General features: G+C 71.7%; 20 protein-coding genes. 13 read left to right on the top strand and 7 right to left on the bottom strand.

Features of this window, described 5'->3' with window-relative positions; genetic code table 11:
- Positions 1–35 precede the first annotated feature (35 nt).
- Positions 36–1,343, top strand: coding sequence for a glycosyltransferase family 87 protein (locus ISO16_RS02110; protein ID WP_006938070.1), 1,308 nt, complete (start codon positions 36–38; stop codon positions 1,341–1,343).
- Between the two features lie 10 nt (positions 1,344–1,353).
- Positions 1,354–1,782, top strand: a complete 429-nt coding sequence (gene msrB, locus ISO16_RS02105) for a peptide-methionine (R)-S-oxide reductase MsrB (protein WP_037201669.1) — start codon at positions 1,354–1,356, stop codon at positions 1,780–1,782.
- Here the strand turns inward: msrB and ISO16_RS02100 are convergent.
- Positions 1,745–2,470 carry an HAD family hydrolase gene (locus tag ISO16_RS02100; RefSeq protein ID WP_072635167.1) on the bottom strand — a complete coding sequence of 242 codons (726 nt, stop codon included), beginning with the start codon at positions 2,468–2,470 and terminating at the stop codon, positions 1,745–1,747. The two genes, msrB and ISO16_RS02100, sit on opposite strands and share 38 nt — an antisense overlap.
- Positions 2,471–2,536: 66 nt before the next feature.
- On the opposite strand from ISO16_RS02100, the gene ISO16_RS02095 reads away from it, so the two are divergent.
- Positions 2,537–3,502 carry an L-lactate dehydrogenase gene (locus tag ISO16_RS02095; protein WP_170914077.1) on the top strand — a complete coding sequence of 322 codons (966 nt, stop codon included), beginning with the start codon at positions 2,537–2,539 and terminating at the stop codon, positions 3,500–3,502.
- A gap of 90 nt (positions 3,503–3,592) precedes the next feature.
- Here ISO16_RS02095 and ISO16_RS02090 read toward each other — a convergent pair whose 3' ends face one another.
- Positions 3,593–5,878, bottom strand: coding sequence for a molybdopterin-dependent oxidoreductase (locus ISO16_RS02090; RefSeq protein ID WP_081636981.1), 2,286 nt, complete (start codon positions 5,876–5,878; stop codon positions 3,593–3,595).
- 147 nt (positions 5,879–6,025) lie between these two features.
- Between ISO16_RS02090 and ISO16_RS02085 the strand changes: the two genes are divergently transcribed.
- Positions 6,026–6,970: a lactate/malate family dehydrogenase gene (locus ISO16_RS02085; protein ID WP_072635158.1), complete on the top strand. Its 945-nt coding sequence runs from the start codon at positions 6,026–6,028 to the stop codon at positions 6,968–6,970.
- A gap of 49 nt (positions 6,971–7,019) precedes the next feature.
- Here the strand turns inward: ISO16_RS02085 and hemQ are convergent, their stop codons facing one another.
- The 3 genes from hemQ to hemE are packed head-to-tail and all read right to left on the bottom strand — an operon-like array spanning position 7,020 to position 10,179.
- A complete protein-coding gene (gene hemQ, locus ISO16_RS02080; protein ID WP_006938082.1) occupies positions 7,020–7,715 on the bottom strand; it encodes a hydrogen peroxide-dependent heme synthase in 696 nt (231 codons plus the stop codon).
- A 5-nt stretch (positions 7,716–7,720) separates the two neighbouring features.
- Positions 7,721–9,085, bottom strand: coding sequence for a protoporphyrinogen oxidase (locus ISO16_RS02075; protein ID WP_072635157.1), 1,365 nt, complete (start codon positions 9,083–9,085; stop codon positions 7,721–7,723).
- Complete coding sequence (gene hemE / locus ISO16_RS02070) at positions 9,082–10,179, bottom strand: uroporphyrinogen decarboxylase (RefSeq protein WP_072635156.1); 1,098 nt, start codon at positions 10,177–10,179, stop codon at positions 9,082–9,084. Before hemE ends, ISO16_RS02075 begins: the two co-directional genes overlap by 4 nt.
- Positions 10,180–10,295: 116 nt before the next feature.
- On the opposite strand from hemE, the gene ISO16_RS02065 reads away from it, so the two are divergent.
- The 7 genes from ISO16_RS02065 to ISO16_RS02035 all read left to right on the top strand — a co-directional run bounded on the left by ISO16_RS02065 (position 10,296) and on the right by ISO16_RS02035 (position 20,484).
- Positions 10,296–10,871 carry a DUF3000 domain-containing protein gene (locus ISO16_RS02065; RefSeq protein ID WP_006938090.1) on the top strand — a complete coding sequence of 192 codons (576 nt, stop codon included), beginning with the start codon at positions 10,296–10,298 and terminating at the stop codon, positions 10,869–10,871.
- 76 nt (positions 10,872–10,947) lie between these two features.
- Positions 10,948–12,360, top strand: a complete 1,413-nt coding sequence (locus ISO16_RS02060; protein WP_029543440.1) for a WS/DGAT/MGAT family O-acyltransferase — start codon at positions 10,948–10,950, stop codon at positions 12,358–12,360.
- 119 nt (positions 12,361–12,479) lie between these two features.
- Positions 12,480–13,856, top strand: coding sequence for a WS/DGAT/MGAT family O-acyltransferase (locus ISO16_RS02055; RefSeq protein ID WP_072635155.1), 1,377 nt, complete (start codon positions 12,480–12,482; stop codon positions 13,854–13,856).
- Between the two features lie 119 nt (positions 13,857–13,975).
- Positions 13,976–15,214: an HRDC domain-containing protein gene (locus ISO16_RS02050; protein ID WP_006938094.1), complete on the top strand. Its 1,239-nt coding sequence runs from the start codon at positions 13,976–13,978 to the stop codon at positions 15,212–15,214.
- Positions 15,215–15,589: 375 nt separating this feature from the next.
- A complete protein-coding gene (locus ISO16_RS02045; protein WP_006938095.1) occupies positions 15,590–16,798 on the top strand; it encodes a thiolase family protein in 1,209 nt (402 codons plus the stop codon).
- 2 nt (positions 16,799–16,800) lie between these two features.
- On the top strand, positions 16,801–18,906 hold the full coding sequence (locus tag ISO16_RS02040) for a 3-hydroxyacyl-CoA dehydrogenase NAD-binding domain-containing protein (protein ID WP_072635154.1): 2,106 nt from the start codon (positions 16,801–16,803) through the stop codon (positions 18,904–18,906).
- Positions 18,907–19,044: 138 nt separating this feature from the next.
- Positions 19,045–20,484 (top strand): sugar porter family MFS transporter, encoded by a 1,440-nt coding sequence (locus ISO16_RS02035; RefSeq protein WP_006938099.1) that lies wholly within the window; start codon positions 19,045–19,047, stop codon positions 20,482–20,484.
- Positions 20,485–20,531: 47 nt separating this feature from the next.
- Here the strand turns inward: ISO16_RS02035 and dxs are convergent, their stop codons facing one another.
- Positions 20,532–22,505, bottom strand: coding sequence for a 1-deoxy-D-xylulose-5-phosphate synthase (dxs, locus tag ISO16_RS02030; RefSeq protein WP_072635153.1), 1,974 nt, complete (start codon positions 22,503–22,505; stop codon positions 20,532–20,534).
- A 285-nt stretch (positions 22,506–22,790) separates the two neighbouring features.
- On the opposite strand from dxs, the gene ISO16_RS02025 reads away from it, so the two are divergent.
- Both ISO16_RS02025 and ISO16_RS02020 read left to right on the top strand, forming a co-directional pair.
- Entirely contained in the window at positions 22,791–23,765 is a 975-nt protein-coding gene (locus tag ISO16_RS02025; RefSeq protein WP_006938116.1) for a daunorubicin resistance protein DrrA family ABC transporter ATP-binding protein, read from the top strand.
- Entirely contained in the window at positions 23,762–24,601 is an 840-nt protein-coding gene (locus ISO16_RS02020; protein WP_072635152.1) for an ABC transporter permease, read from the top strand. Before ISO16_RS02025 ends, ISO16_RS02020 begins: the two co-directional genes overlap by 4 nt.
- Here ISO16_RS02020 and ISO16_RS02015 read toward each other — a convergent pair whose 3' ends face one another.
- Positions 24,602–26,137 carry an MDR family MFS transporter gene (locus ISO16_RS02015; protein ID WP_072635165.1) on the bottom strand — a complete coding sequence of 512 codons (1,536 nt, stop codon included), beginning with the start codon at positions 26,135–26,137 and terminating at the stop codon, positions 24,602–24,604.
- Between the last annotated feature and the right edge of the window lie 22 nt (positions 26,138–26,159).

The following is a 26,159-nucleotide window of genomic DNA, read 5'->3' as shown; positions in this document are numbered from 1 at the left end:
ACGTGGCCCGGGCCCGGCGCCGCGAGGAGGGGACGGTGGGTGGCCACCACCGGCTCCCGGTGTACCGTGCCGTAGTGTTCCTCAGCCGCCTCGAGCCCCGCACCGCCCGCACCACCGCGGAGGTGGTCAAGTGCGTTGTGTGGCCGTTGGCCGTGCTCACGGTGCTGCACCGTGTGGCGGTCAAGGCCGTCAACGGATTCCGCACCGACGATTTCACCCCCGTCTACAACGCGGCCCTGGCGTTTCTCAACCGCCGGCCCGTGTACACCGCGAACTTCGAGTGGGTGGACCCGCACTACCTGTACCCGCCGTCCGGGACCCTGCTGATCTCCCCGATCGCGGTGATCGACCCGGAGCGATCGCGGTGGCTGTTCATCATCGCCAACGCGATCGCGATCATCGTGGCGCTGTACCTGCTGCTGCGGATGTTCGGCTACGGCCTCGACTCGGTGCTCGCGCCGATCCTGCTGCTCGCGGCGTTCAGCTCCGAGACGGTGACGAACACCCTGGTGTTCACCAACATCAACGGCCTCGTCCTGCTCGGCGAGGTCACCTTCCTGGCGCTGCTGCTCCGGCGGCGCGACCTGTGGGCGGGCGTCGCGATCGGGCTGACGTTCGCGGTCAAACCGATCCTCGCGCCGCTGCTGCTGATTCCGTTCGTGCGGCGGCAGTGGAAGGTGTTCGCCACCGCCGCGGCGGTCCCCCTCGGACTGACGCTCGTCGCGTGGCCGCTCTCGGTGGATGCGTGGGCGTTCGTCGAGCGCACCACGCCGTACCTGTTCGAGGCGCGCGACTACTTCAACAGCGCGATCGTCGGCAACGGCATGTACTACGGCCTGCCGGCGTGGTTGATCCTCGCGCTGCGCGTCGTGCTGGGTGTCATGGTCGTCGTCTCGCTGTGGCTGCTGTACCGGTACTGCCGCCACGACGAGCTGTTCTTCGTCGGCACGAGCACCGGGGTGCTGCTCACCGCGTCGTTCCTGCTCGGTTCGCTCGGCCAGATGTACTACTCGATGATGCTGTTCCCCCTGCTGATGACGGTGGTGCTGCCCAACTCGGTGATGCGGAACTGGCCGGCGTGGCTCGCGGTCTACGGCTTCATGAGCTACGACAGCTGGCTGTCGGGGCGGTGGCCGGAGGCCGGGCGCGCCGCCGAGTACATGAAGACGACGTTCGGCTGGTCGCTGCTGCTCATCGTGATCTTCGCGGTGCTGCTCGACCGGTACCTGGCCGCCCGGCGGGAGGGCCGGCTGGCGGACGGCATCGAGCCGTCGTTCCTGTTGCCGGAACGCAAGACCGCGCCGCAGGCCGAGCTCGTGGCGACGAACCGTGGTGAGGGCTAGCGTGGAGCGCATGGCTGACCCTGTCCCGACCGAACCCGCGCCGAAGGTGTCCCTGAGCGACGACGAATGGCGCGCGCGCCTCACCCCCGAGGAGTACGCGGTGCTGCGGCAGGCCGGCACCGAGCGGCCCTTCGTCGGCGAGTACACCGACACGGAGACCGAGGGCGTGTACGAGTGCCGCGCCTGCGGGACCGAACTGTTCCGCAGCACCGAGAAGTTCCATTCGCACTGCGGGTGGCCCTCCTTCTTCGATCCGGCGACGAGCGACGCGGTGATCCTGCGGTCCGACGACTCCCTCGGCATGCGCCGGGTGGAGGTACTGTGCGCGTCCTGCCACAGCCACCTCGGGCACGTGTTCGAGGGCGAGGGGTACCCGACCCCGACCGATCAGCGGTACTGCATCAACTCGATCTCCCTGCGCCTGGTTCCGAAGGACTGAGGCCGGCCGCGAACAGGGCCCGCCACAACCCCCGGCGACGCTCGGCGGTGGGCAGCGGCTCCACGAGGGCGAACGCGCAGCCGATGCGCCGGGCCGCGCCGTCGGCCTCCTCGCTGTCGCCCACCATCAGCGTGCGCTCCGGGGACACACCGAGCGCATCGACGGCGTGGCGGAAGATCTCCGGCTCCGGCTTGACCGCGCCGACCTCGAAGGACAACACGAACTCCGACACCAGGTCGTCGATGCCGAGCGCCGCGAACGCCGGCCGGATGTCGAAGGCGATGTTGCTCAGCACCGCCACGGCGAGGCCCTCGCCGGCGAGGGCCTCGATCACCGGGACCGTGTCCGGGTACACCGTCCAGCACCGCGGATCGGTCAGCTTCGCGTACAGGCCGAGGGCCTGCTCCTCGTCGGCGACCCCGGAGCGGCGCAGCACCGTGAGGTAGGCGTCGCGGTGCCAGCGGGGATCCCGGTCGCGGTTGATCCAGGCGTGATGCTCGGCGGCATCCATCTCGACGGGCTGGCCGGTCGGGGCGGTCATCCGGCGCATCAGCTCGGCCTGCCGGTGCACGTCGAACGGTCGGCCCCGGTCGTCGGTGACGTCGGCCAGCCAGGATTCGTCCTCCTCGAGCCGGAACAACGTGCCGGAGAAGTCGAACAGCACGGCGTCGAACGGTGGAACGCTCATGGTTCGAAGGCTAGCGGCCGCGGGGTCGGGCTGCGGATCGAGCGCGGAGCGACGACGATCGAGTCCATGTCGACGACCCGTGCCTCCCGCAAGTCCAAGGTTTCGATCGTCGGTGCCGGCAGCGTCGGCACCGCCGTCGCCTACGCGTGCCTGATCCGTGGCTCCGCGGATTCGCTGGCCCTGTTCGATCCGAACACCGACAAGGTGCGGGCCGAGGTGCTCGACCTGAACCACGGCACCCAGTTCGCCCCGGCGTGCCGCATCGACGGCGCCGACGACCTCGCCGTCACCGCCGGCTCCGACCTGATCGTCGTGACGGCGGGCGCCAAGCAGAAGCCGGGCCAGTCACGGCTCGAGCTGGCGGCGGCGAACGTGCGCATCGTGCAGGAGCTCACGCCCGCCCTCCTCGCGCTCTCCCCCGACGCCGTGGTGCTGTTCGTCAGCAACCCGGTCGACGTGGTGACGTATGCGGCGATCCGCGCGACCGACGCCCCCGCCGGACAGATCCTCGGGTCCGGCACGGTTCTCGACTCCGGGCGGTTGCGCTTCCTCGTCGCGCAGCACGTCGGCATCGCGGTGGAGAACGTGCACGCCCTCATCGTCGGCGAGCACGGCGACTCCGAGATCACGCTGTGGTCGAGCGCGACGGTGGGCGGGGTGCCGGCCACGGAGTACCGGGACGAGAATGGTGCGCCGGCGTTCGACGCGGCGATCCGGGAGCAGATCTCCACGCGGGTGGTCCGCAGCGCCTACGAGATCATCCTGGGCAAGGGGGCCACCAACCTGGCCATCGGCCTGTCCACCGCCCGGATCGTGGAGGCGGTGCTGAGGGACCAGCACCGGGTGCTGCCGGTCTCGACGCTGCAGCGCGGCGCGCACGGGATCGACGGGGTGTGCCTGTCGCTGCCGACGATCGTCGACGGCCGCGGCGCCGGCCGGGTGCTCGAGATCCCGCTGTCGCCCGACGAGGCCGCCGGGCTGCGGGCGTCGGCGCAGACGCTGCGGGAGGTGCAGCGCTCGCTGGGGCTGTGACCGCCGGGCCCGGCTCCGAGCGAATGTATCGTCGATCTCCGTAGCGGTAGCGAGCGATACACTCGCTCGGCGCACGGGAAGCCGGGAGGGTCAGCGCGTGCGGATCACCGGCGGGTCGAAGGCCCGGACCGGCGGCAGTTCCCCGTCGAAGCGCTCGATCTGCACGAGCACGTGCTGGCCCGTGCAACCGCGTGCGAGACGCGACGTGCCGATGTCGGCGGTGAGCACGTTGGGGTTGCCGTGCACGCACATCGAGCCGGGGTCGGCCGGGTCGAGGGGGTCGTACCAGGCGCCGGTGCCCAGCTGCACCACGCCGGGCAGCAGGCCGTCGTCGAGGACGGCGCCGGCCAGGCAGGCGCCCCGATCGTTGAAGACCCGCACAACGTCGTCGGCCGCCACGCCGCGTGCCGCCGCGTCGTCCGGGTGCATCCGGATCGGCTCACGCCCGCGGATCTTCGAGGCCTGGCTGGTGGCGCCGTGGTCGAGCTGGCTGTGCAGGCGGGTCTTCGGCTGGTTCGCGATCAGGTGCAGCGGGTAATGCTGCGCCCGCGGGCCCCCGAGCCACTCCTCCGGCTCGAACCAGGCGGGATGCCCGGCGCAGTCGTCGTATCCGAAGCCGTCGATATCGGCGGAGAAGATCTCGATGCGCCCGCTGGGGGTGCCCAGCGGATTGCGCTGCGGGTCGGCACGGAACTCCTCGAACAGGGTGAGCCCGTCCTCGCTGCGCATCCGCACGTGGCCGCGCCGCCAGAACTCGTCGAACTCGGGCGGTGTCTCGACGCGGTTCTCGTCGGCGAGAACGAAGCCACGCCACTGCCCGTACAGGTGCTCGAGCCACTCGCGGGCGCTGCGACCCTCCGTGAACCGCTCCCCGAAGCCGAGCCGGTGCGCCAGGGCGGCGAACGTGTCGTAGTCGTCGCGGGCGTCGGCGAATCGCGGGGCGGCGGCGTGCATCGCGACCAGCAGCGGGTCGTTGCGGGTGCAGCTGAGATCCTCGCGTTCGAGAGACGTGGTGGACGGCACCACGATGTCGGCGTGCTTGGCCGTCGCGGTCCAGTAGGGGTCGTGCACGACGATCGTGTCCGGCCGGGTCAGAGCGCGGCGCAGCCGGCCCAGGTCCTGGTGGTGGTGGAACGGGTTGCCGCCGGCCCAGTACACGAGCCGGATGTCGGGGTACGTCAGGCGCCGGCCGTCGAAGTCGTACTCCTGCCCCGGCCGCAGCAGCAGGTCGGAGATCGCGGCCACCGGGATCAGGTCGTCGACCGGGTTGTTGCCCTGGAACAGGGTCGGCAGCGGATACGGGACGGGCGCGATGCCGGGTTCGTTCATCGAGCCGTAGCCGTGCCCGAAGCCGCCGCCGGGCAGACCGATCTGGCCGAGCATCGCGGCGAGGGTCACCCCCGCCCACGGCGCCTGCTCGCCGTGCCGGACCCGCTGCAGCGACCAGGTGACCGTGATCAGGGTGCGGCCCGCGGCCATGCGCCGGGCCAGCGCGGCGATGGCCTCGGCGGGCAGGCCGGACAGGCCGGCTGCCCACCGCGGGGTCTTGGCGACGCCGTCGGTGCGGCCGAGGAGATAGTCCTCGAACCGGTCGTAGCCGACGCAGTAGCGGTCGAGGAAGTCGCGGTCGGCGAGGTCCTCGGTGGCGAGCACGTAGGCGAGGGCGAGCATGACCGCGACGTCCGTGCCGGGCCGGGGCGCGAGCCGCTCGGCGGCGCCGTGCAGGTCGTCGTGCAGGGGGCTGATCGACACCACGGTCCCGCCGCGGGCGCGCAGGGCGTCGAGCGCGCCGCGGGTGGGGTGGTGGCTGGTGCCGCCGTCGTTGACCGCCGTGTTCTTCAGCGGCACCCCACCGAAGCACACCATCAGGTCGGTCTCGCGGGCGATGACGTCCCAGTTCGTGGCGCGGGCGAACAGCTTCCAGTGCGTGCCGACCACGCGCGGCATGATCACGCCGGTCGCGCCGAGCGAATAGCTGTGCACCGATCGGGTGTAACCGCCGAGCATCTTCAGGAACCGGTGGACCTGGCTCTGCGCGTGGTGGAACCGGCCCGGCGACGACCAGCCGTACGAGCCGCCGAAGATCGCCCGGTTGCCGTGCGTGTCGACCACGCGCCGCAGCTCACCGGCGAGCAGCTCGGTCAGCTCGTCCCAGGACACCGCGACGAACTCGTCGACCCCACGTCGGTCGCTGGGGCCCGGTCCTGCTTCGAGCCAGCCCCGGCGCACCGCAGGTCCGGCCACGCGCGACCGGTGCCGCACCGAGCCGACGGCGTTGGCGAGAATCGGCGACGGATCGGTGTCGCCTTCGAAGGGGTGCACGGCGGTGACGTCGCCCTCGTCCGTCTCGACCTCGAACATCCCCCAGTGCGCCATGTGCTGGTGTCGCACGGCTCGAGAACTCATGGGGCACAGTCTGCCAGTGGGCGCGCAGCGTCCGATCGGCGAGCCGAGCGGCGCCCGGGGACCTAGCGTGGGCATCGACGGACGGCGACAGCCGTACCCGACGAGAGGGAGGCGTTGATGGCGGAAGGTGTCGAATCCGGCGGGGCCCCGGCCCGCGCGGTGGTGGTCGGAGCCGGGCACGTCGGCATGATCTCGGCGATGCGCCTGGCCGACGCGGACGTGTTCGACGAGGTCGTGCTCGTCGACGTCGAACCCGGCCTGGCGGCGGGGATCGCTCTGGACCTGACCCACACCGGCGCGCTGACGGGCTCCGGGACGCGGGTATGGGGGGCGGTGTCGCTGGAGGAGGCCGGTCCCGCGGACTACGTGATCATCACCGCCGGCAAGGCCCGCCGGCCGGGGATGAGTCGCAGCGACCTCACCGCGACGAACGCCCGGATCGTCGGCGACGTGGCCGGGCGCGCGGCGGCGGTCTCCCCCGACGTGGTGCTCGTCGTGGTGACGAACCCGTTGGACGAGATGACGTACCAGGCGTGGCGCGGCTCGGGGTTGCCGGCGGAGCAGGTGCTGGGCATGGCCGGGCTGCTCGACGCGGGGCGGTTCCGGGCGCTGGCCGCCGCGGACGGGGCCGGGGCGGCGCGGGAGCTCGGCGCCGTGGCGCTCGGGAGCCACGGCGAGGAGATGGTGATCCCGCTGTCGCAGGCACCGGAGATCGCCGCGCGTCTCGACGCCGCGCGCCTCGACGAGCTGGTCGACCGCACCCGCACCTCGGGCGCGGAGGTTCTGGGGCTGCTGAAGTCCGGCAGCGCGTTCTTCGGTCCCGGCACCGCCGCCGCGCACATGGTGCTGGCGATGGTCGCCGACTCGGGAACGGTCGTGTCGGCGACGGTGCGCCCGAACGGCGAGTACGGCATCGGCGACGTGTTCGTCGGTCTCCCGGTGGTCCTGGGGCGCCGCGGCGTGCGGCGCATCGTCGAGCTGGACCTGACACCGGAGGAACTGGAACTGCTGCGCGAGGCGGCGAAACGGATCGGTGAGCGGATCGCGGGGCTGCCCGCCTGAGCACGCCCGGGCTGCGGCGCCGTCCCCGGTGGCGGCGCCGCGGCGCGGGTCAGGGCAGCGCGGTGATCAGCTTCTCGACGTCGACGCGAGGACCGGTGAAGAACGGGGTCTCCTCCCGGACGTGCATGCGGGCCTCGGTGGCGCGCAGGTCACGCATGAGATCGACGATGCGGTCCAGTTCGGGCGCCTCGAACGCCAGGATCCACTCGTAGTCGCCGAGCGCGAACGCGGGGACGGTATTGGCGCGCACGTCCGGGTAGCCACGGCCGGCCTTGCCGTGGTCGGCGAGCATCTTGCGGCGCTCGGCGTCGGGCAGCAGGTACCACTCGTACGACCGCACGAAGGGGTAGACGCAGATGTAGTTGCCGGGGTCCTCGCCGGCGATGAAGGCCGGGACGTGGCTCTTGTTGAACTCCGCCGGCCGGTGCAGCGCGACGTTCGACCAGACCGGAGCGCTGGCGCGGCCGAGGACGGTGGTGCGCCGGAAATCGGAGTAGAGCTTCTGCAGATCCTCGAGCCGCTCGGCGTGGGTCCAGATCATGAAGTCGGCGTCGGCGCGGACGCCGGCGACGTCGTAGATGCCGCGGACGATCACATCGGTGTTCTCGAAGGACGCGAAGAACTTCTGCGCGTCCTCGATCGCCGCGGTGCGGTCCTCGCCGAGGACACCGGGCCGGACCTGGAACACCGAGAACATCGCGTAGCGGAGGGTGGAGTTGAGCTTGTCGAAGTCGAGACGTGCCATGCCGCTCATCCTGCCACTCGCGTAGCGAGCCGCGTCGCGGCCGTCGTGCCTGATGCGACACAGGCGGGGACTCCGACGCCGTGAAGCATCGCGCCGGCGACCTCGAGGCCGTCGACGGTAGCGATCGCGTCCTCGAGGACGGCGACCACGTCGAGGTGCCCGGCCCGGTACTGGGGCAGGCCGCCGTGCCAGCGCTGGACGAACGTGGCCACCGGCTCGTCGGTGACCCCGGTGACGGTGGCGAGGTCGGCGCGAGCGCGGGCGATCAGCTCGTCGTCGGGGGCGTCGACGATCGCGGCTTCGCCGTAACGGCCGAACGACGCGCGGGCCAGCGCGACGTCGCGCCCGGCCAGGTGGGGCCACTTGCGGCTCGACAGGGTGAACGCCTTGGCGGACAGGTCCTCACCGGTGGCGACGAGGATCCCGGAGTTCTGCGGCAACGCGGCACCGCTCGGCAGTGCCAGCGCCACCACCGCGGACGAGGCGAGCGGGATCCGGGACGCCTGCGCGGCCGCCGCCGGGACGGCGTCGGCGAGCAGCTCGGCGGCACGGTCGGCCGGCACCGCGAGGACGACACCGTCGACGGGTCCGATCGGGTCGAGGTTCCAGCGGCCGCCGGCGCGGCGCAGACCGCTCGCGGCGGCGTGCCGGATCTCGGCGTCGGCGGCCTTCTCCAGCGCGTCGAGCAGCGTGCCGTAGCCGTCGCGCAGGGTGCCGAACACCGGCGCGTCCGAGGGCTCCGGCAGCGCACGGGTGACCGCCTCGCTCAGGCTCGGGGCACCCGCGTCGAGGGCTGCGGCCAGGGTCGGCAGGGTGGCCCGCACGCCCGCGGTGTCGGAGAGCCCGGAGTAGACGCCGCCGAGGAGGGGGTCGACGGAGCGGCGCACCACCTGCTCGCCGAACCGGTCGGCGACCAGGTCGGCCACCGAGACGTCGCCGGCGCGGTCCCAGTACAGCGGGACGGTGGGCTCGGCCGCTATCCGCGCAAGGGTGTCGGCGTCGACGAGACCGGTCATCGACCCGGCGTCGGCGGGGATCCCCATCAGGGTGCCGCTGGGCAGCGGATGCAGCGCGGCACCGGCGTAGATCAGCGGCCGGGCCCCGGACGGGTGCACGAGCTGGTCACTCAGGCCCAGCTCCTCGAGCAGCGCGGGGACCTCGGGGCGGCGGCCGATGAACGCCTCCGCCCCCACATCGACCGGATCCCCGGCGAGCGGCACGGTGCGCAGCTTCCCGCCGAGCCGCTCGGAGCCCTCGAGGAGGACGATCTGGGCGTGCGCGCCGAGCAGGCGACGCAACCGGTACGCCGCGACGAGCCCGGTGATGCCGCCGCCGACGACGGCGACGCTCGGTGCTCCTGCACCGCTCACAGCGAGTGCACCAGTTCGACGACGGCGGTGAGGACGTCCGGATCGGTGTCGGGCAGGACGCCGTGCCCGAGGTTGAAGATGTGCCCGGTCGCCCCCGCGGCGCGGGCGCGGTCACCCTCGGCGACGATGCGGCGCACCTCGGCCTGGACCACCTCGGGTCCGGCGAACAGGATCGCGGGATCGAGATTGCCTTGCAACGCTTTTCCGGCCCCCACCCGGGTGACGGCGACGTCCAGCGGCACCCGCCAGTCCACGCCGACCACATCGGCGCCGGCCTCGCCCATGGCGCCGAGCAGTTCGCCGGTGCCGACACCGAAGTGGATGCGCGGCACGCCGGCGGACTCGACCTCGGCGAACACGCGTTCCGAATGGGGCAGCACGAATTCGCGGTAGTCGGCCAGCGACAGCGCGCCGGCCCACGAGTCGAACAGCTGGATCGCGTCGACGCCGGCGTGCAGCTGAGCCTGCAGGAACGCGATCGTGATGTCGGCGAGCCGCCCCAGCAGGGCGTGCCAGGTGCGCGGATCGGCGTGCATGAGGGCCTTGGTGCGCTCGTGGTTGCGGCTGGGTCCGCCCTCGACGAGGTAGGAGGCGAGGGTGAACGGCGCCCCGGCGAGGCCGATGAGCGGGACGTCGCCGAGTTCGCGAGTGAGCAGCCCCACCGCCCGTGCGACGGCACCGACCTCGTCGTGTTCGAGGGTGGGCAGCTTCGCGACGTCCGCCGCGGTGCGCACGGGGTTCGCGATCACCGGTCCGGTCCCGGCCACGATGTCGAGGTCGATCCCGGCGGCCTTGAGCGGAACGACGATGTCCGAGAACAGGATCGCGGCGTCCACCCGGTGCCGGCGCACCGGCTGCAGGGTGATCTCGCAGACCAGTTCGGGATCGAAGCAGGACTCGAGCATGCCGATGTTCGCCCGGATCTCGCGGTACTCCGGCAGCGACCGGCCGGCCTGCCGCATGAACCACACGGGCCGGTGCGCCGGCTCGAGTCCCCGCGCGGCGGCGAGCAGGGGCGCCTGCGGGAGCTGGCGCCGCGTCGGGTAATCCACACGCGGGGTGGAGCCGACGTTCGTGTTCTCCAGGCCGGTCATTGATCCTCGTTCGTCCAAGGGCACGGGTCGCTGCCCATGCTGCCACGCCCGGCCACCCCTCCGGAATCGGCGCGCCTCCCGCGTGGTCCCGGTCACCCGGTCTAACGTCCGCTGTCGTGACCACCTCGCCCGCCGAGCCGGCCCAGTTCCGCGCTGCCATCGACTCGATGAACGCGGCCACCGTGCGGCCGGAGATCGAGGTGGGTCCGATCCGGCCGCCGCAGCGGCTGGCTCCGTACAGCTATGCGCTGGGCGCGGAGGTGCTCCATCCGGACACCGACCTGGTGCCCGAGCAATCGGAGGGCGACGCGTTCGGCAGGCTGATCCTGCTGTACGACCCGGAGGGCGACGAGGCCTGGAACGGCACCATGCGGCTCGTCGCCTACATCCAGGCCGACGTGGACGCCACCCTGGCTGCCGATCCGCTGCTGCCGGAGGTGGCCTGGAGCTGGCTGGTCGATGCGCTCGACGCGCACGGCGAGCCGCTGACGGCGCTCGGCGGCACCGTGACGTCGACGAGTTCGGTGCGCTTCGGCGACATCGCCGGCCCGGCGCGGGCGCATCAGCTGGAGCTACGGGCGTCGTGGACCGCACAGTCCGGCGAGCTCGGACCGCACGTGGAGGCGTTCTGCGAGGTGCTCGCGTATGCGGCGGGCCTGCCCCCGGCGGGCGTGACGCGCCTGCAGCACTGAGCCGTCGCCGAGTCCCGAGTCGCCGACGGCACGGAGAGCGGTGCACCGGCGCACCCCGCGGTCCTATGATCGAGGCATGCGTCGGCTCAGCGGGCTCGACGCCGCGCTCCTCTACACCGACTCGCCGGGGCTGCCCGTGCAGATCGGCGGCTTGGCCCTGCTCGACGTCTCGACCGTGCCGGGCGGCTACTCCTTCGAACGGCTCGGCTCCGACCTGGAGGCGCGCGTTGCGGCGGTGCCGCTGCTGCGCCGGCGAGTGGTCGACTCCCGGCTCAATCCCGGCCATCCCGTGTGGGTGGATGACCCCGATTTCGACGTCGGCCGGCACGTGCGCCGGTTCACCGTGCCGCCCCCGGGCACCGCGGCCGAACTGGCCGTGCTCTGTGGGCAGCGTTTCGCCCAGCGGTTCGACCGGTCCGGGCCGCTGTGGGAGACCGCGGTGTTCGAGGGACTGGCCGACGGCTCGGTCGCGGTGCTGACGCGCATCCACCACGCCGTCGTGGACGGCCTCGCCGGGGCGACCCTGCTGGCGCAGCTGTGCGACCGCGAACCCGGCGCCCCGCCACCGCGGCCCGAGTCGCCCGGCGTCGGTGGGGCGAACCGCCTGACCGTCGCCGCGGGCGGCGTTGCCGATCTCGCCACCCGGCCGCTGGACCTCGCCCGCGCGGTGCGGTCCAGCGCGGCCATGGTGCCCCGGTGGGTGGGCCGGGCGCGGCGAGGGGAGGCGATGGCGGTGCCGCTCACGGCGCCGCGGACGTCGTTCAACCGCCGCGTCACCGGCCGTCGCAACGTCGCGTTCGTGACGCTGGATTTCGCGGCCGTGAAGGCGGTCAAGCGCGCGTTCGGCGTCACGGTCAACGATGTCGTGCTGGCCCTGTGCGCCTCGGTTCTGCGCCGATATCTCGCCGCCCGCGGCGAACTGCCGGCCTCTCCCCTGGTGGCCGCCGTCCCGGTCTCGGTGCACGGACGCGCCCGGGGGGACGCCGGCAACCAGATTTCGGTGCTGATGGGGCGGCTGCACACCGAGATCGCCGATCCCGTCGTGCGGCTGCACGCCGTCGCGGCGGACGAGACTGCGGCCAAGGCCCACCACGCCACCTTCGACCCCGACCTGCTCGGCAGCTGGGGCCAGGTGGCTCCGGGCGCGGCGTTCGGGGCGGCCCTGCGGTTGTATTCGGCGCTGCGGCTGCCCAACGTGCTCCCGGTGCTGAACAATCTCGTGGTCTCCGACATCCCCGGGCCGACGGACACGCTGTACTACCTCGGCGCGCGGATCACCGCGCTGTACCCGTTCGGGCCGATCTACCACGGCGCGGGCCTGAACATCACCGTCCTGTCGCTCGACGGCGGCCTGCACTTCGGTCTGCAGTCGTGCCCCGACCTGCTGCCGGACCTGTGGCGGCTGGCCGACGGCTTCCCGGCTGCTCTCGCGGAGCTGGCCGACCGGGTGCCGGGCGCTCCGCCGGCCCCGCTCGCCGCGCCGAGCTGACCGGCGCCCGTCGCGGCGCCCGGGGAACGGGTTCCGGACCGCCGGGGCGACGAAGACCCGCTCGGGCAGGTGGACCAGGCTTCCCCCGCCGATACTAGAACCTGTTCTAGAATGGGGCCATGCATCGACTCAGCGGCCTCGACGCCGGATTCCTGTACCTCGAGACGCCGACGCAGCTGCTGCACGTGTGCGGACTGATCGTCCTCGACACGACGACCGTTCCGGACGGGTACCGCTACGAGGCACTGCGCGCGGAACTCGCGGCCCGCCTCACGGCCGTACCGTTGTTCCGCCAGAAGATCGCCGACAGCCCGTTCAACCTCGACCATCCGGTATGGGTGGACGATCCGGACTTCGACCTCGACCGCCACCTGCACCGGGTCGCGGTCCCGGCGCCCGGGCGCCGGGAGGAGCTCGCGGACCTGTGCGGGCACATCGCCGCACAGCCGCTCGACCGCTCCCGGCCGCTGTGGGAGATGGTGGTGATCGAGGGCCTCGAGGACGGATCGGTCGCGGTGATGACGAAGATCCACCACGCCGGCGCCGACGGCGTCACCGGCGCGGACCTCGTGGCGCAGCTGTGCAGCCTCGAACCGGACGCGCCACGGCCCGAGCCCGTCACCGACGGGGCCGGCGGCGGCTCGGCGCTCGGGATCGCCCTCGGCGGCCTGCTCAACGTCGCCACCCGCCCGCTGGGGCTGGTGCGGGCGCTGCCCAAGACCGTGGAGCTGGTGCCCCGGTGGATCACCCGGGCCCGTCGCGGCGAGGCCATGCCGGCACCGTTCACCGCTCCGCGCACCTCCTTCAACGGCACGATCACCGGCCACCGCAGCGTCGGATTCGCGCAGTTCGACCTGGGCCGGGTCAAGGCCGTGAAGGACGAGCACGGGGTGAAGGTCAACGACGTGGTCATGGCCGTGTGCGCCGGTGCGCTGCGCCGTTACCTCGCCGACCGCGACGAGCTCCCCGACTCCCCGCTGATCGGCATGGTCCCGGTGTCGGTGCGCGGCAAGTCGGACCGGCCCGGACGCAACCAGGTCTCGCCGATGTTCGCGAGCCTGCACACCCACATCGCCGATCCGATCGAGCGACTGCACGCGATCGCGGATGCGAATGCCTGTGCCAAAGAACATAATTCGGCCCTGGGCGCAAGCCTGCTGCAGGACTGGACGCAGTTCATGGCGCCCGCGGTGTTCGGCGCGGCGATGCGCACGTACGCGTCGCTGCGGCTCGCGGAACGCCACCCCGTGGTCCACAACCTGGTGGTCTCGAACGTGCCCGGCCCTGCGATGCCCCTGTACTTCCTCGGGGCCCGGATCCGGGCCATGTACCCGCTGGGACCGATCTTCCACGGGGTCGGACTCAACATCACCGTGATGTCGTTGGACGGCGCGCTCGATGTCGGCGTGCTCACGTGCCCCGAACTTGTTCCCGACGTCTGGTTGCTCGTCGACGCCTTCCCTTCGGCGCTCGACGAACTCGACACCGCACCGTAGAATCCGCGCAGCAGCCCGCGCGGTCGTGTGCCACTCGTCACACCGGGAATCGGCACGTCGACCGCGCGGTTGACCGGGTCGACGCCCAGACCACCGCCACCCGGATAGAGTCACGAACCATGTCGGTAGCCAACGAACACGAGCCCGCAGGGGCGACGGTCCCGCTGCTGACCCCGCGTGACGGCGTCCCCGAGGTCGTCACCACGGCAGCCGGGGTGGCCGCGGCGGCGGAAGCGCTCGCCGCGGGCAGCGGGCCGCTCGCCGTCGACGCCGAGCGGGCTTCGGGCTTCCGGTACTCCGCGCGCGCCTATCTGGTGCAGCTGCGTCGCGCCGGCGCCGGCACGGTGCTGCTCGACCCGATCCCGACGGCCGACGCGCTCGCGCCGCTCGCGGCGGCGATCAACGATCTCGAGTGGGTGCTGCACTCCGCCGACCAGGACCTGCCCGGCCTCGACGAGCTGGGCCTGCGGCCCGCGGTGCTCTACGACACCGAACTGGCCGGGCGTCTCGCCGGCTTCGATCGGGTGGGGCTGGCCGCCATCGTCGAACGCACCCTCGGTTTCGAGCTGCGCAAGGGCCACGGGGCGGCCGACTGGTCCACCCGGCCGCTCCCCGACGCCTGGCTGAACTATGCGGCTCTCGACGTCGAGATCCTCGTCGAGCTGCGGGACGCGATGGCGGCCGAGCTCGAGCAGCAGGGCAAGTCGGAGTGGGCCGCGCAGGAGTTCGAGCACATCCGTCGCGCCGGGCCTCCGGCCCCCAAGCCCGACCGCTGGCGCCGCACCTCCCGCATCCACACCCTCAAGGATCCGCGGCGGCTCGCGATCGTGCGCGAGCTGTGGACGGCGCGAGACGAACTCGCGGCACGCCGGGACATCGCCCCGGGCCGGGTGCTGCCGGACTCCGCGATCGTCGCCGCAGCCGAGGCCGCCCCCCGTACCGTCGACGAGCTGCGCGCCCTGCCGGTCTTCGGGGGGCCGCGGCAGCGCCGGTCGTCGCGGGTGTGGCTGGGAGCGATCGAGCGGGCCCGGGCGCTGCCGAAATCGGAGCTGCCACCCGTTACACAGCCGTTCACCGGCCCGCCGCCGGCCAACCGCTGGGCCCGGCACGATCCCGACGCCGCCGCGCGGCTCACCGCGGCCCGTGCCGCGCTCGCCGAGCTCAGCGAGCAGGTCCAGGTGCCGGTGGAGAATCTCGTCGGCCCCGAACTGGTGCGCCGGTTGTGCTGGGAGTGGCGGGTGTCGGCGGATACCGACGTCGTCGCGTACATCGAGGAACGGTTCGCCACCGACGGGGCACGGCCCTGGCAGCGGGAGCTGACGGCGCCGCGCCTGGCGAAGGCGCTGACCGCGGACTGACCCGTTCCCACCGTCCCGGCCCGCGGACCCACGGTCGCGTCACGCCCGATCCCTGCATTCGCCACCGCCTCGGTGTCGAGCGCTTCCGCATACCCGCTGTTCAGAGCAACGTACTCGGGACCAGCGCGGCGAGTTCCCCTGATGGTCACGAGCGCGCCCCGCAACCCCGGCGGCCACCGGCCTCGCCGCAGGACGCCCAGACCGCCGGCGAGACCGGTGGCTGCCCGGCGCGCGCACCCCTCCGGTGACGCCCGGCGCGGATGGTAAGTTACTGGTCGGTAACACGCTGGCGTCCGGGCTGCCCGGCGCCGGGATGTTCCCGGAACCCTGGCCTCGCCGGCGTCGGCGAGCATCGCTCCATCGGGAGGAATACGCGTGGCGTCAACCACCACAACTCAACGCAATGTCGTCTTCGTCGACGGCGTACGCACCCCGTTCGGGAAAGCGGGCCCGAAGGGCATCTACGCGGAGACCCGCGCCGACGACCTCGTCGTCAAGACCATCCGGGAGCTGCTGCGCCGCAACCCGCAGCTCGACCCCGCGCGCATCGACGAGGTCGCCGTCGCCGCGACCACCCAGACCGGCGACCAGGGCCTGACCATCGGCCGCACTGCCGCGATCCTCGCCGGCCTACCGGAGACCGTGCCGGGCTTCGCGATCGACCGCATGTGCGCCGGCGCGATGACCGCAGTCACCACCACCGCCTCCGGAATCGGCTTCGGTCAGTACGACGTGGTGATCGCCGGCGGCGTCGAGCACATGGGCCGCCACCCGATGGGTCAGGGCGCCGATCCGAACCCCCGGTTCCTCGCCGACAAACTCGTCGACCCCAGCGCCCTTGTGATGGGCAACACCGCCGAGAACCTGCACGACCGGTTCCCCGGTATCACCAAGGCCCGCACCGACGCCTACGCCGTCGCCAGCCAGAACAAGTTCGACGCCGCGAAGAAGGCCGGCTACATCGCCGAGACCCTCGTGCCCGTCGCCACCCGGTCGGCGACCGGCTGGGGCCTGGCCACCGAGGACGAGCCGCCGCGCCCGGGCACCACGCTCGAGGATCTCGCGAAGCTCAAGACGCCGTTCCGCCCCGCCGGCCGCATCACCGCCGGCAACGCCGCCGGCCTCAACGACGGCGCGACGGCCTGCCTCCTCGCCGGCGAGGACACCGCCCGCGAACTCGGTCTGCAGATCGGCATGCGCATGGTCGGCTTCGCCTTCCAGGGCGTCGACCCGGCCGTGATGGGCATCGGCCCGGTGCCGGCGACCGAGAAGGTTCTCGCTCGCACCGGCCTGACCATCGACGACATCGGCCTGTTCGAGATCAACGAGGCCTTCGCCGTGCAGGTGCTCGCGTTTCTCGAACACTTCGGCATCGACGACGACGACCCGCGGGTCAACCAGTGGGGCGGCGCCATCGCCTGCGGCCACCCGCTCGCGTCGTCCGGCGTGCGCCTGATGACCCAGCTCTCCCGGCAGTTCGCCCGGCACCCCGAGGTGCGCTACGGCCTGACCACGATGTGCATCGGCCTCGGCATGGGCGGCACCGTGATCTGGGAGAACCCCAACTTCGAGGGAGACAAGTAGTCATGAGCGAGCTTTCGTCCCTGTTCGCCGACGAGGTCGTCACGAACGCCTACACCAAGCTCGTCGAGGTGCCCGGCATCGACGGCCCCGTCGCGCTGATCACCCTCGACAACGGGTTCGACCACACCAAGCCGAACTCGTTCGGCCCCGCCGGCCTCGAGGCCTTCGACAAGGCCCTCGACGAGGCCTTCGCCGCGAACCCCGCTGCTGTCGCGGTCACCGGCAAGCCGTTCATCTTCGCCGCCGGCGCCGACCTGAAGGGCGTTCCCTCGATCACCAGCCGCGAGCAGGGGCTCGAGCTGGGCCGCCTCGGCCACCGCGTGTTCCGCCGCCTGCGCGACTCGCAGGTGCCGACGTTCGCCTTCGTGGGCGGCCTCGCCCTCGGCGGCGGCCTCGAGGTCGGGCTGCACTGCCACTACCGGACCTACGCCGACAACGTGCCGGCGCTCGGCCTGCCCGAGACGATGCTGGGTCTGGTCCCCGGCTGGGGTGGCACCCAGCTGCTGCCGAACCTGATCGGGCCCGACCACGCGGTGACGCTGATCCTCGAGAACCCGCTCAACAACGGCAAGGTCATCCGCGCGAAGCAGGCCGCCGAACTCGGCCTGGCCGACGCGGTGTTCGGCTCGGCCGACTTCCTCGAGCAGTCCCTCGCCTGGGCTGCGAAGGTCCTCGCCGGGGAGATCACCCCGGCCCGCCCCGAGATCGACCGCGGCGCCGGCTGGGACGCGGCGCTCGGCCGCGCGAAGGCGCTCGTCGCGGCCAAGACCCGCGGCTTCGCGCCCGGAGCGGCCCGGGCGGTCGAGCTGCTCGAGCTGGCCCGTAACACCGACATCGCTGATCCCGAGTCGCTGTCGAAGGGCTTCGCCGCCGAGGACGAGGCGCTGGCCGACCTGCTGATGTCCGACGAGCTGCGGGCCGGGCTCTACGCCTTCGACCTGGTCAACAAGCGTGCCAAGCGTCCCGCCGGTGCGCCGGACAAGTCCCTGGCCCGCAAGGTCACCGGCGTCGGCATCGTCGGGGCGGGCCTGATGGCCAGCCAGCTCGCGCTGCTGTTCGTGCGCCAGCTGCAGGTGCCGGTGATCCTCACCGACGTCGACTCCGAGCGCATCGACAAGGGTGTGGGCTACGTGCACACCGAGATCGACAAGCTGCAGGGCAAGGGCCGGCTGTCGCCCGACGCCGCGAACCGCCTCAAGGCGCTCGTGTCGGGCTCCCTCGACAAGGCCGCGTTCGCGAACACCGACTTCGTCATCGAGGCTGTGTTCGAGAACATGGACGTCAAGAAGCAGGTTTTCGCCGAGATCGAGCAGTACGTCTCGCCGGAAACCGTCCTGGCGACCAACACGTCGTCGCTGTCGATCACCACGATGGCCGCGGACCTGAAGCACCCCGAGCGCGTCGTCGGCTTCCACTTCTTCAACCCCGTCGCCGTGCTCCCGTTGCTCGAGATCATCAGGGGCGCGCAGACGGACGACGCGACCCTTGCGACGGCCTTCGCCACCGCCAAGGCGCTGAAGAAGTCGGCCGTGCTGTGCGGGGACCTGCCGGGCTTCGTGTTCAACCGGCTCGTCACCCGCACCCTCGGCGAGGTGATGACCGCCGTGGACGAGGGCACCCCGTTCGAGGTCGCGGACAACGCCGTCGGCGAGCTGGGCATGCCGATGAGCCCCTTCACGCTGCTCGCACTCGTCGGCCCGGCCGTCGCGCTGCACACCGGCGAGACCCTGCAGGCCGCCTACCCCGACCGCTTCGTGTCCTCCCCCGGACTCGAGGCGCTCGTCGAGGCCCGCAAGCCGGGCGTGTGGACGTACGCGGACGGCAAGCAGGTCGTCGACCCGGAGGTCGCGGCGCTGTGGCCGCAGGGCGACAAGCCCTCCACCGCCGAGGAGGTGCTCGAGCGGACCCGTCGCGCCTTCGCCGAGGAGATCCGGATCATGCTCGAGGAGGGCGTCGTCGCCGCCCCCGAGGACATCGACCTGTGCCTGATCCTCGGCGGCGGCTTCGGATTCTGGAACGGCGGCATCACGCCGTACCTGGATCGCACCGGCACCTCGGAGGCCGTCAACGGCACACGCTTCCTCGCCCCCGGCGTGGCCGGCGTCTGACGAACCGGTAGCTCCGCACGGCGCCCCGGGACCCGCGCAACCGTCGTGGGCCCCGGGGCGCGTCCGTGCGTATCACCCCGGCCACGGTGCCCACCGAAGCGGCCCCCCCGACGCGGTGTCAGGCGTACCGTCCAGCCTGTGACCGACAGTTCCCACCTCCCCCATTCGAGGATCGAGCAGCAGCACACGGTGGCCCGCGCGGTGCTGTTCGCCGCCGTGGCCGCGCTCGGCGGATTCCTGTTCGGATACGACACCGCCGTCATCAACGGCGCCGTCGGCGCCATCCGCGAGCGCTACGAGGTCGGCGCCGGGGCCATCGGCCTGTCCGTGTCGCTGACGCTGGTCGGCGCGGCGCTCGGTGCGTGGATCGCCGGCAGCATCGCCGATCGGCTGGGCCGGATCCGGGTCATGCAGATCGCCGCGGTCCTGTTCCTTGTCGGCGCACTCGGGTCGGCGTTCCCCTTCAGCATCTACGACCTGACGTTCTGGCGCTCCATAGGTGGCGTGGGCGTCGGCTTCGCCTCGGTCATCGCCCCGGCCTACATCGCCGAGATCTCGCCCGCCGCCATACGTGGCCGACTCGGCTCGATGTACCAGCTCGCGATCGTCCTCGGCATCGCCATTTCCCAGCTCGTCAACTACGCCCTCGCCGCGGCCGCCGGCGGGGCCAGCGAAGAGCTGCTCGGCATCGAGGCCTGGCAGTGGATGCTCGCACTCGGCGCGGTCCCCGCGACCCTGTACCTGATCATGACCTTCCCCATCCCCGAATCGCCGCGGTACCTGGTGCGGATCGGCCGGGAGGACGCCGCGCGCCGCATCATCGCCACGGTCGAGGGCGGCGACGAGGTCGCCGTCGCCGAGCGGATCGCCACGATCCGCGAGACCCTGCACCTCGAGTCCGCCCGGCCGGGTGTGCGGGACGTGTTCTCCCGGCGGCTGGGCGTGGCTGCGCTGATCTACGTGGGCATCGCCCTGGCCGCGCTGCAGCAGTTCGTGGGCATCAACGTGATCTTCTACTACTCGTCGACGCTGTGGCAGGCGGTCGGATTCGGCGAAGACCGGTCCCTGCTCATCAGCGTCGTCAGCGCACTGGTCAACATCGTCGGTACCTTCGTGGCCATCGCGGTGATCGACAAGATCGGCCGCAAGCCGCTCCTGCTCGTCGGATCCGTCGGGATGGCGGCGTCGCTGGGCACCGCCGCCGTGTGCTTCCACTCGGCGACCTTCGTCGTCAACGAGGACGGGGAGAAGGTCGCGACGCTGTCCGACACCTACGGCATGATCGCCCTGCTCGCGGCCAACGCCTTCGTGTTCTTCTTCGCCCTGTCGTGGGGTCCGGTGGTGTGGGTCCTCATCAGCGAGATGTTCCCGAACCGGGTGCGTGCCGTCGCCGTCGGCATCGCGACCGCCTCCAACTGGATCGCGAACTTCCTCGTGTCCGCGACGTTCCCGGCGCTGGCGGACTGGAACCTGTCGTTCACCTATGCCGGCTACGCGGTGATGGCCGCGCTGTCTCTGCTGGTGGTGATCAAGTTCGTGCCCGAGACACGCGGACGGACCCTCGAGGAAGCTGGCTGAGCGACCGACGGGCCGGCAGCACGTGCGGCCGGCCCGTCGTCGCAGCGTCAGAGGCCGGGGTCCCGCCGGACGACGACGTCGCCCGCGGACTCCTCCCCGGCGGTCCCGTCCACGGCCTGCTCCGCTTTCTGCGCGGCACCGAGCCCGACGACCCAGCCGGTCACCTGACGCGCGACGTCCTGCGCGGTCAGCCCCAGCTCACGATGGATCTGTTCCCGCGACGCATGATCCAGGAACCGTTGCGGCACACCGAGTTCACGGGTGGGAACGTCGACCCCGGCCGCCCGCAGGGCCGACGAGAGCGCCGAACCCACACCGCCGTGCATGCCGCCGTCCTCCACGGTGACGACGAGCCGGAAGTCCCGCGCCAGCCGGGCGAGGGCCGCCGGGACGGGCAGCACCCAGCGCGGGTCGACGACGGCGGCGGTGAGGCCGTGCTGCTCGAGCCGCTCCGCTGCGTCGAGCGCCAGGCCCGCAAACGCGCCGACCGCGACGATCAGCACGTCACCGCGACGCTCGGACGGCATCCGCAGCACGTCGACGGTGCCGTCGATGCGCTCCACCGCAGGGATGTCGGGGCCGACCGCGCCCTTCGGGAACCGCAGTACGGTCGGGCCGTCGGCGATGGCGAGCGCCTCGCCGAACTCCTCGCGCAGGGTCGCGCCGTCGCGCGGCGACGCCACCCGGATCCCCGGGATCACGCCGAGCAGGGAGAAGTCCCACATACCGTTGTGGCTGGCGCCGTCGGCGCCGGTGATGCCGGCCCGGTCGAGCACTACGGTCACGGGCAGTCTCAGCAGCGCCACGTCCATCAGCAACTGGTCGAAGGCGCGGTTGAGGAACGTCGAGTACACCGCGACCACCGGGTGCATTCCGCCGAGCGCGAGGCCGGCGGCGGAGGTGACGGCGTGCTGCTCGGCGATGCCGACGTCGAACATCCGGTCGGGGTAGCGTTCGCCGAAGGCCGACAGCCCGGTCGGTCCCGGCATCGCCGCGGTGATCGCCACGACGTCCTTGCGGCGGCCGCCCTGCACGAGCAGTTCGTCGGAGAACACCGACGTCCAGTCCGGAGCCGACGCCGCCGCGGTGGCGCGGCCGGTGACCGGGTCGATGACACCGGTGGCATGCATCTGATCGGCGACATGGTTCTCGGCCGGGGCGTACCCGGCGCCCTTGCGGGTGACGGCGTGCACGATCACCGGTCCGCCGAACGACTTGGCGCGGCGGAGAGCGGCCTCGAGAGCGGCCTCGTCGTGGCCGTCGACCGGTCCGAGGTACTTCAGGCCGAGGTCGGTGAACAACACCTGCGGGCTGACCGCATCCTTGATGCCGACCTTCATCCCGTGCAGCACGGAGTACGCGGCCGCACCGATCCACGGCAGCCGCTTCACGAAGCGGCGGCCGTTGTCGAGGACACGCTCGTAGCCGGGCTGCAGCCGCAGCGCCGCGAGGTGCTCGGCCAGTCCGCCGATGGTGGGGGCATAGGAGCGGCCGTTGTCGTTGACGACGATCACGAGCCGCCGGTCCTTGCCGGCCGCGATGTTGTTCAGCGCCTCCCAGCACATCCCGCCGGTGAGCGCGCCGTCGCCGACCACGGCGACCACGGTCCGGTCCTGCTGGTCCGACAGCTCGTAGGCCTTGGCGAGGCCGTCGGCGTAGGACAGGGCGGCCGAGGCGTGCGAGGACTCGACCCAGTCGTGCTCGCTCTCGGCGCGGCAGGGGTAGCCCGACAGGCCGCCCTGCTTGCGCAGCGTGTCGAAGCCGTCCTTACGACCGGTCAGGATCTTGTGGACGTACGCCTGATGCCCGGTGTCGAAGATGATCGGGTCGTGGGGGGAGTCGAAGACCCGGTGCATGGCGATGGTCAGTTCGACGACGCCGAGGTTGGGGCCGAGGTGTCCCCCGGTCGCCGCCACCTTCTCGACCAGGAACTGCCGGATCTCCCCGGCGAGTTCCCTGATCTCCGGCTGGCTGAGCCGACGCAGGTCCTCGGGCGACTCGATGCGGGACAGGACACCCAACTGGAATTGCTCCCTCCGGCTCGGACCCGCGCGTCTCCGCGCGAGCGGTTCCACCCAGTCTACGGAGCGTCGGAGGTGGTCGACTCGCTTCGTCGTGCCGCCGCCCCGTCTCACACCGTGTCCCTCACCTCATTATGCCGATGATGTGACGTCGCACACGGTGGCGCCGGGGTGGCACGCCGGGCCCCGCCGAGCGGGGGGTGGGCACTGCGCGGGGCGACCCCAGCCCGGTCGAATCCGACAAAACCGATTGCCGGGCCCGGCACCGTGGGCGAGGCTGGACCCATGCCCCCTGCACTGGCCATCGAGACCTCGGGCTTGATCAAGCGATTCGGCGCGGAGACCGCCGTGGCCGGAATCGACCTCGCCGTCCCCGCCGGCGGCGTCTACGGCGTCCTCGGCCCGAACGGCGCCGGGAAGACGACCACGATCCGGATGCTGGCGACCCTGCTCGCACCGGACGGCGGGACCGCGACCGTACTCGGGCACGACGTGCGTCTTCAGCCCGAGCTGGTGCGGCGCCGGGTCTCGCTCACCGGCCAGTTCGCGTCGCTCGACGAGGATCTGACCGGCGCGGAAAACCTGGTACTGCTCGCCCGGCTGCTGGGCTTCTCCAGGGCGGGTGCCCGGTCCCGGGCCGGACAGCTGCTGGCGGCGTTCGATCTGGAGCCGGCCGCGGGCCGTCAGGTGAAGCTGTACTCGGGGGGCATGCGGCGGCGCCTCGACATCGCCGCGAGCATCATCGTCGCTCCCGAACTGATCTTCCTGGACGAGCCGACGACGGGACTCGACCCGCGCAGCCGCAACCAGGTGTGGGAGATCGTGCGGGCGCTCGTGGCCGCGGGGACGACGGTGCTGCTGACGACGCAGTACCTCGACGAGGCGGACCAGCTCGCCGACCGGGTCGCGGTCATCGACCGTGGCCGGGTGATCGCCGAGGGCACCCCGGGCGAGCTCAAGGCGTCCGTCGGTTCGGGTTCGCTGCACGTGCGGGTGGTCGATCCCGCGCGCCGGGACGAGGCGGCGGCGGTGCTGGGCGCCGCGCTGGGGGTGGCGGTGACGGCCGCGTCCGATCCGGCCGCGCTGACCGCGCGGGTGGACGATCCGCGGGCCGCGGCGGGGGCGCTGACGGCCCTCGCCGCCGCGGACATCCCGGTCACGACGTTCGCCCTCGGGCAGCCGAGCCTGGACGAGGTCTTTCTCGCGCTCACCGGCCATCCCACGGAAGTTCCCGACGAAGACGAGGAGATCGCGTCGTGACCTCGACCGCCGACCGACGGGCGGGCACCCCCGCCGCCGTCGTGGACGTCCTCCATGTCCCCGGGCCGCGTCCGACGCCGGCGTCCGCGTTCGCCGCGTCGCTGTCGTTCGGGTGGCGGGCACTGCTGCGGATCAAGCACGTTCCCGAGCAGTTGTTCGACGTGACCGTCTTCCCACTGATGTTCACGCTGCTGTTCACGTACCTGTTCGGCGGGGCGCTGGCCGGCTCGACCACCGCGTACGTGCAGTTCCTGATCCCCGGCATCCTGGTGCAGACGGTGTGCACCATCACGATGTACACGGGCATGACGCTCAACCGCGACATCGAGAAGGGCGTGTTCGACCGGTTCCGCTCGATGCCGGTGTGGCGGCCCGCTCCCCTCGTCGGCGCGTTGTTCGGCGATCTCGCCCGCTACACGCTGGCGTCGGTGATCGTGCTGGCCCTCGGGGTGATGCTCGGGTTCCGGCCCGCGGGCGGCCCGATCGGCACGATCGGGTCGGTGGTGCTCGTGCTGCTGTTCGCGTTCAGTCTCTCGTGGGTCTGGACGATGCTGGCGATGCTGCTGCGCACCGAGCAGGCGGTGATGGGTGTGTCCATGACCATCCTGTTCCCGCTCACCTTCGCGTCGAACGTGTTCGTCGATCCCGCGACGATGCCGAGCTGGTTGCAGGGCTTCGTGACGGTCAATCCCATCAGCCGGCTCGTCACCGCCGTCCGGGATCTGACGGCCGGCACGCCGGACGCCGCGCACCTCGCGATCGTGTTCGCGTGGTGCGCGGCGCTGATCGTGCTGTTCGGGCCGGCGACGATGTGGTTGTACAACCGCCGGTCCTGATCAGTGCTGCGCCGGGGCGGGCACCTTCTCCTCGGTGACGATGTCGATGGTCTTGCGCAGCGGGCGGTTCGGGATGAACACGACCGCTGCGACGGTGACCAGCGCGATGATCGCGGCGACGAGGAACAGCAGGCCGGTGGCGTCGCCGTAGGCGTGGCGGATGATCTCCGCGACCGGTTCGGGCAGGGCCGCGAGGTCGAGGTTGCCCCCGCCGCCGGCCGAGCCGGTGTCGATGCCGAGGGCGGCGAAGCCGTCCGCGGACAGCGTGGTCACGCGGGTGGCGAGGATCGATCCGAGCACGGACACTCCGATCGCGCCGCCGAAGGTGCGGAAGAACGCGACCGAGCTGCTCGCGGCCCCGATGTTGCGGACGCTGACGGTGTTCTGCACGGCGAGCACCAGGTTCTGCATGAGCATGCCGGTCCCGAGACCGACGATCGCGATGTAGACCCCGATCAGCCCCAGCGGGGTGGCATGGTCGAGGAAGCCGAGCAGGCCGAAACCGACCACCTGCAGTACGGCGCCGAGCACCAGGAACGGCTTCCACCGGCCGAAGCGGGTGATGAGCTGACCGGAGACGACCGACGCGAACAGCATTCCGAGCACCATGGGGATGGTGAGCAGGCCGGCGGCGGTCGGGCTGTAGCCGCGGGCCGTCTGGAAGTACTGCCCGAGGAACGCGGTGGCACCGAACATGCCCACGCCGACGGCGATGGATGCGACGATCGCGAGCGCGGTGGTGCGCTCGGTGACGATCTTCAGCGGGATGATCGGATCGGCGACCTTGGACTCGACCACGACGGTGGCGGCGAGCAGTCCGACGCCGGCGCCGACGTACGCGAGGGTCTCCCACGACAGCCATCCGTAGTAGCCGGCCTTCCCGGCGAACGACACCCAGATCAACAGGACGCTGACACCGGCGGTGAGCAGCGTGGCGCCCAGCCAGTCGATTCTCACGTTCTGTTTGCGCTCGGTGGTGATGTGCAGGGTGCGCTGCAGTAGCACCAAGGCCACGACGGCGATGGGGATCGAGATGAAGAAGCACCAGCGCCAGCCGAGCGGGCTGTCGACGATGACGCCACCGAGGATCGGGCCGCCCGACATGGCCACGGCCATCACCGCACCCATGTAACCGGAGTACCGGCCGCGTTCCCGGGGCGGGATGATGCTGCCGATGACCGCGACGACGAGCGCGGTGAGACCACCCATGCCGACGCCTTGGATCACGCGGGCGGCGAGCAGGATCGGCACGTTGGTGGCGACGCCCGCGACGACGGAGCCGGCGACGAAGACGACGATCGCGACCTGCACGAGCAGCTTCTTGTTGAACAGGTCGGCGAGCTTGCCCCAGATGGGCGTGGAGGCGGCGTTGGCGAGCAGTGCGGTGGTGATGATCCACGCGAACTGGGTCTGGCTGCCGTTCAGGTCCGCAATGATCGTGGGGAGCGCCACCGACACGATGGTGGTACTGAGCAGCGCCGTGAAGAGGGCGGCGAGCAGCCCGGCGAGAGCCTCGAGGATCTCGCGGTGCGTCATGGTGGTCTCGGCGGCGCCGGAT

It is taken from the genome of Rhodococcus sp. M8 (assembly GCF_015654185.1).
Classification (GTDB): domain Bacteria; phylum Actinomycetota; class Actinomycetes; order Mycobacteriales; family Mycobacteriaceae; genus Rhodococcus; species Rhodococcus aetherivorans.
This window is presented reverse-complemented; position numbering and strand designations above follow the sequence as displayed.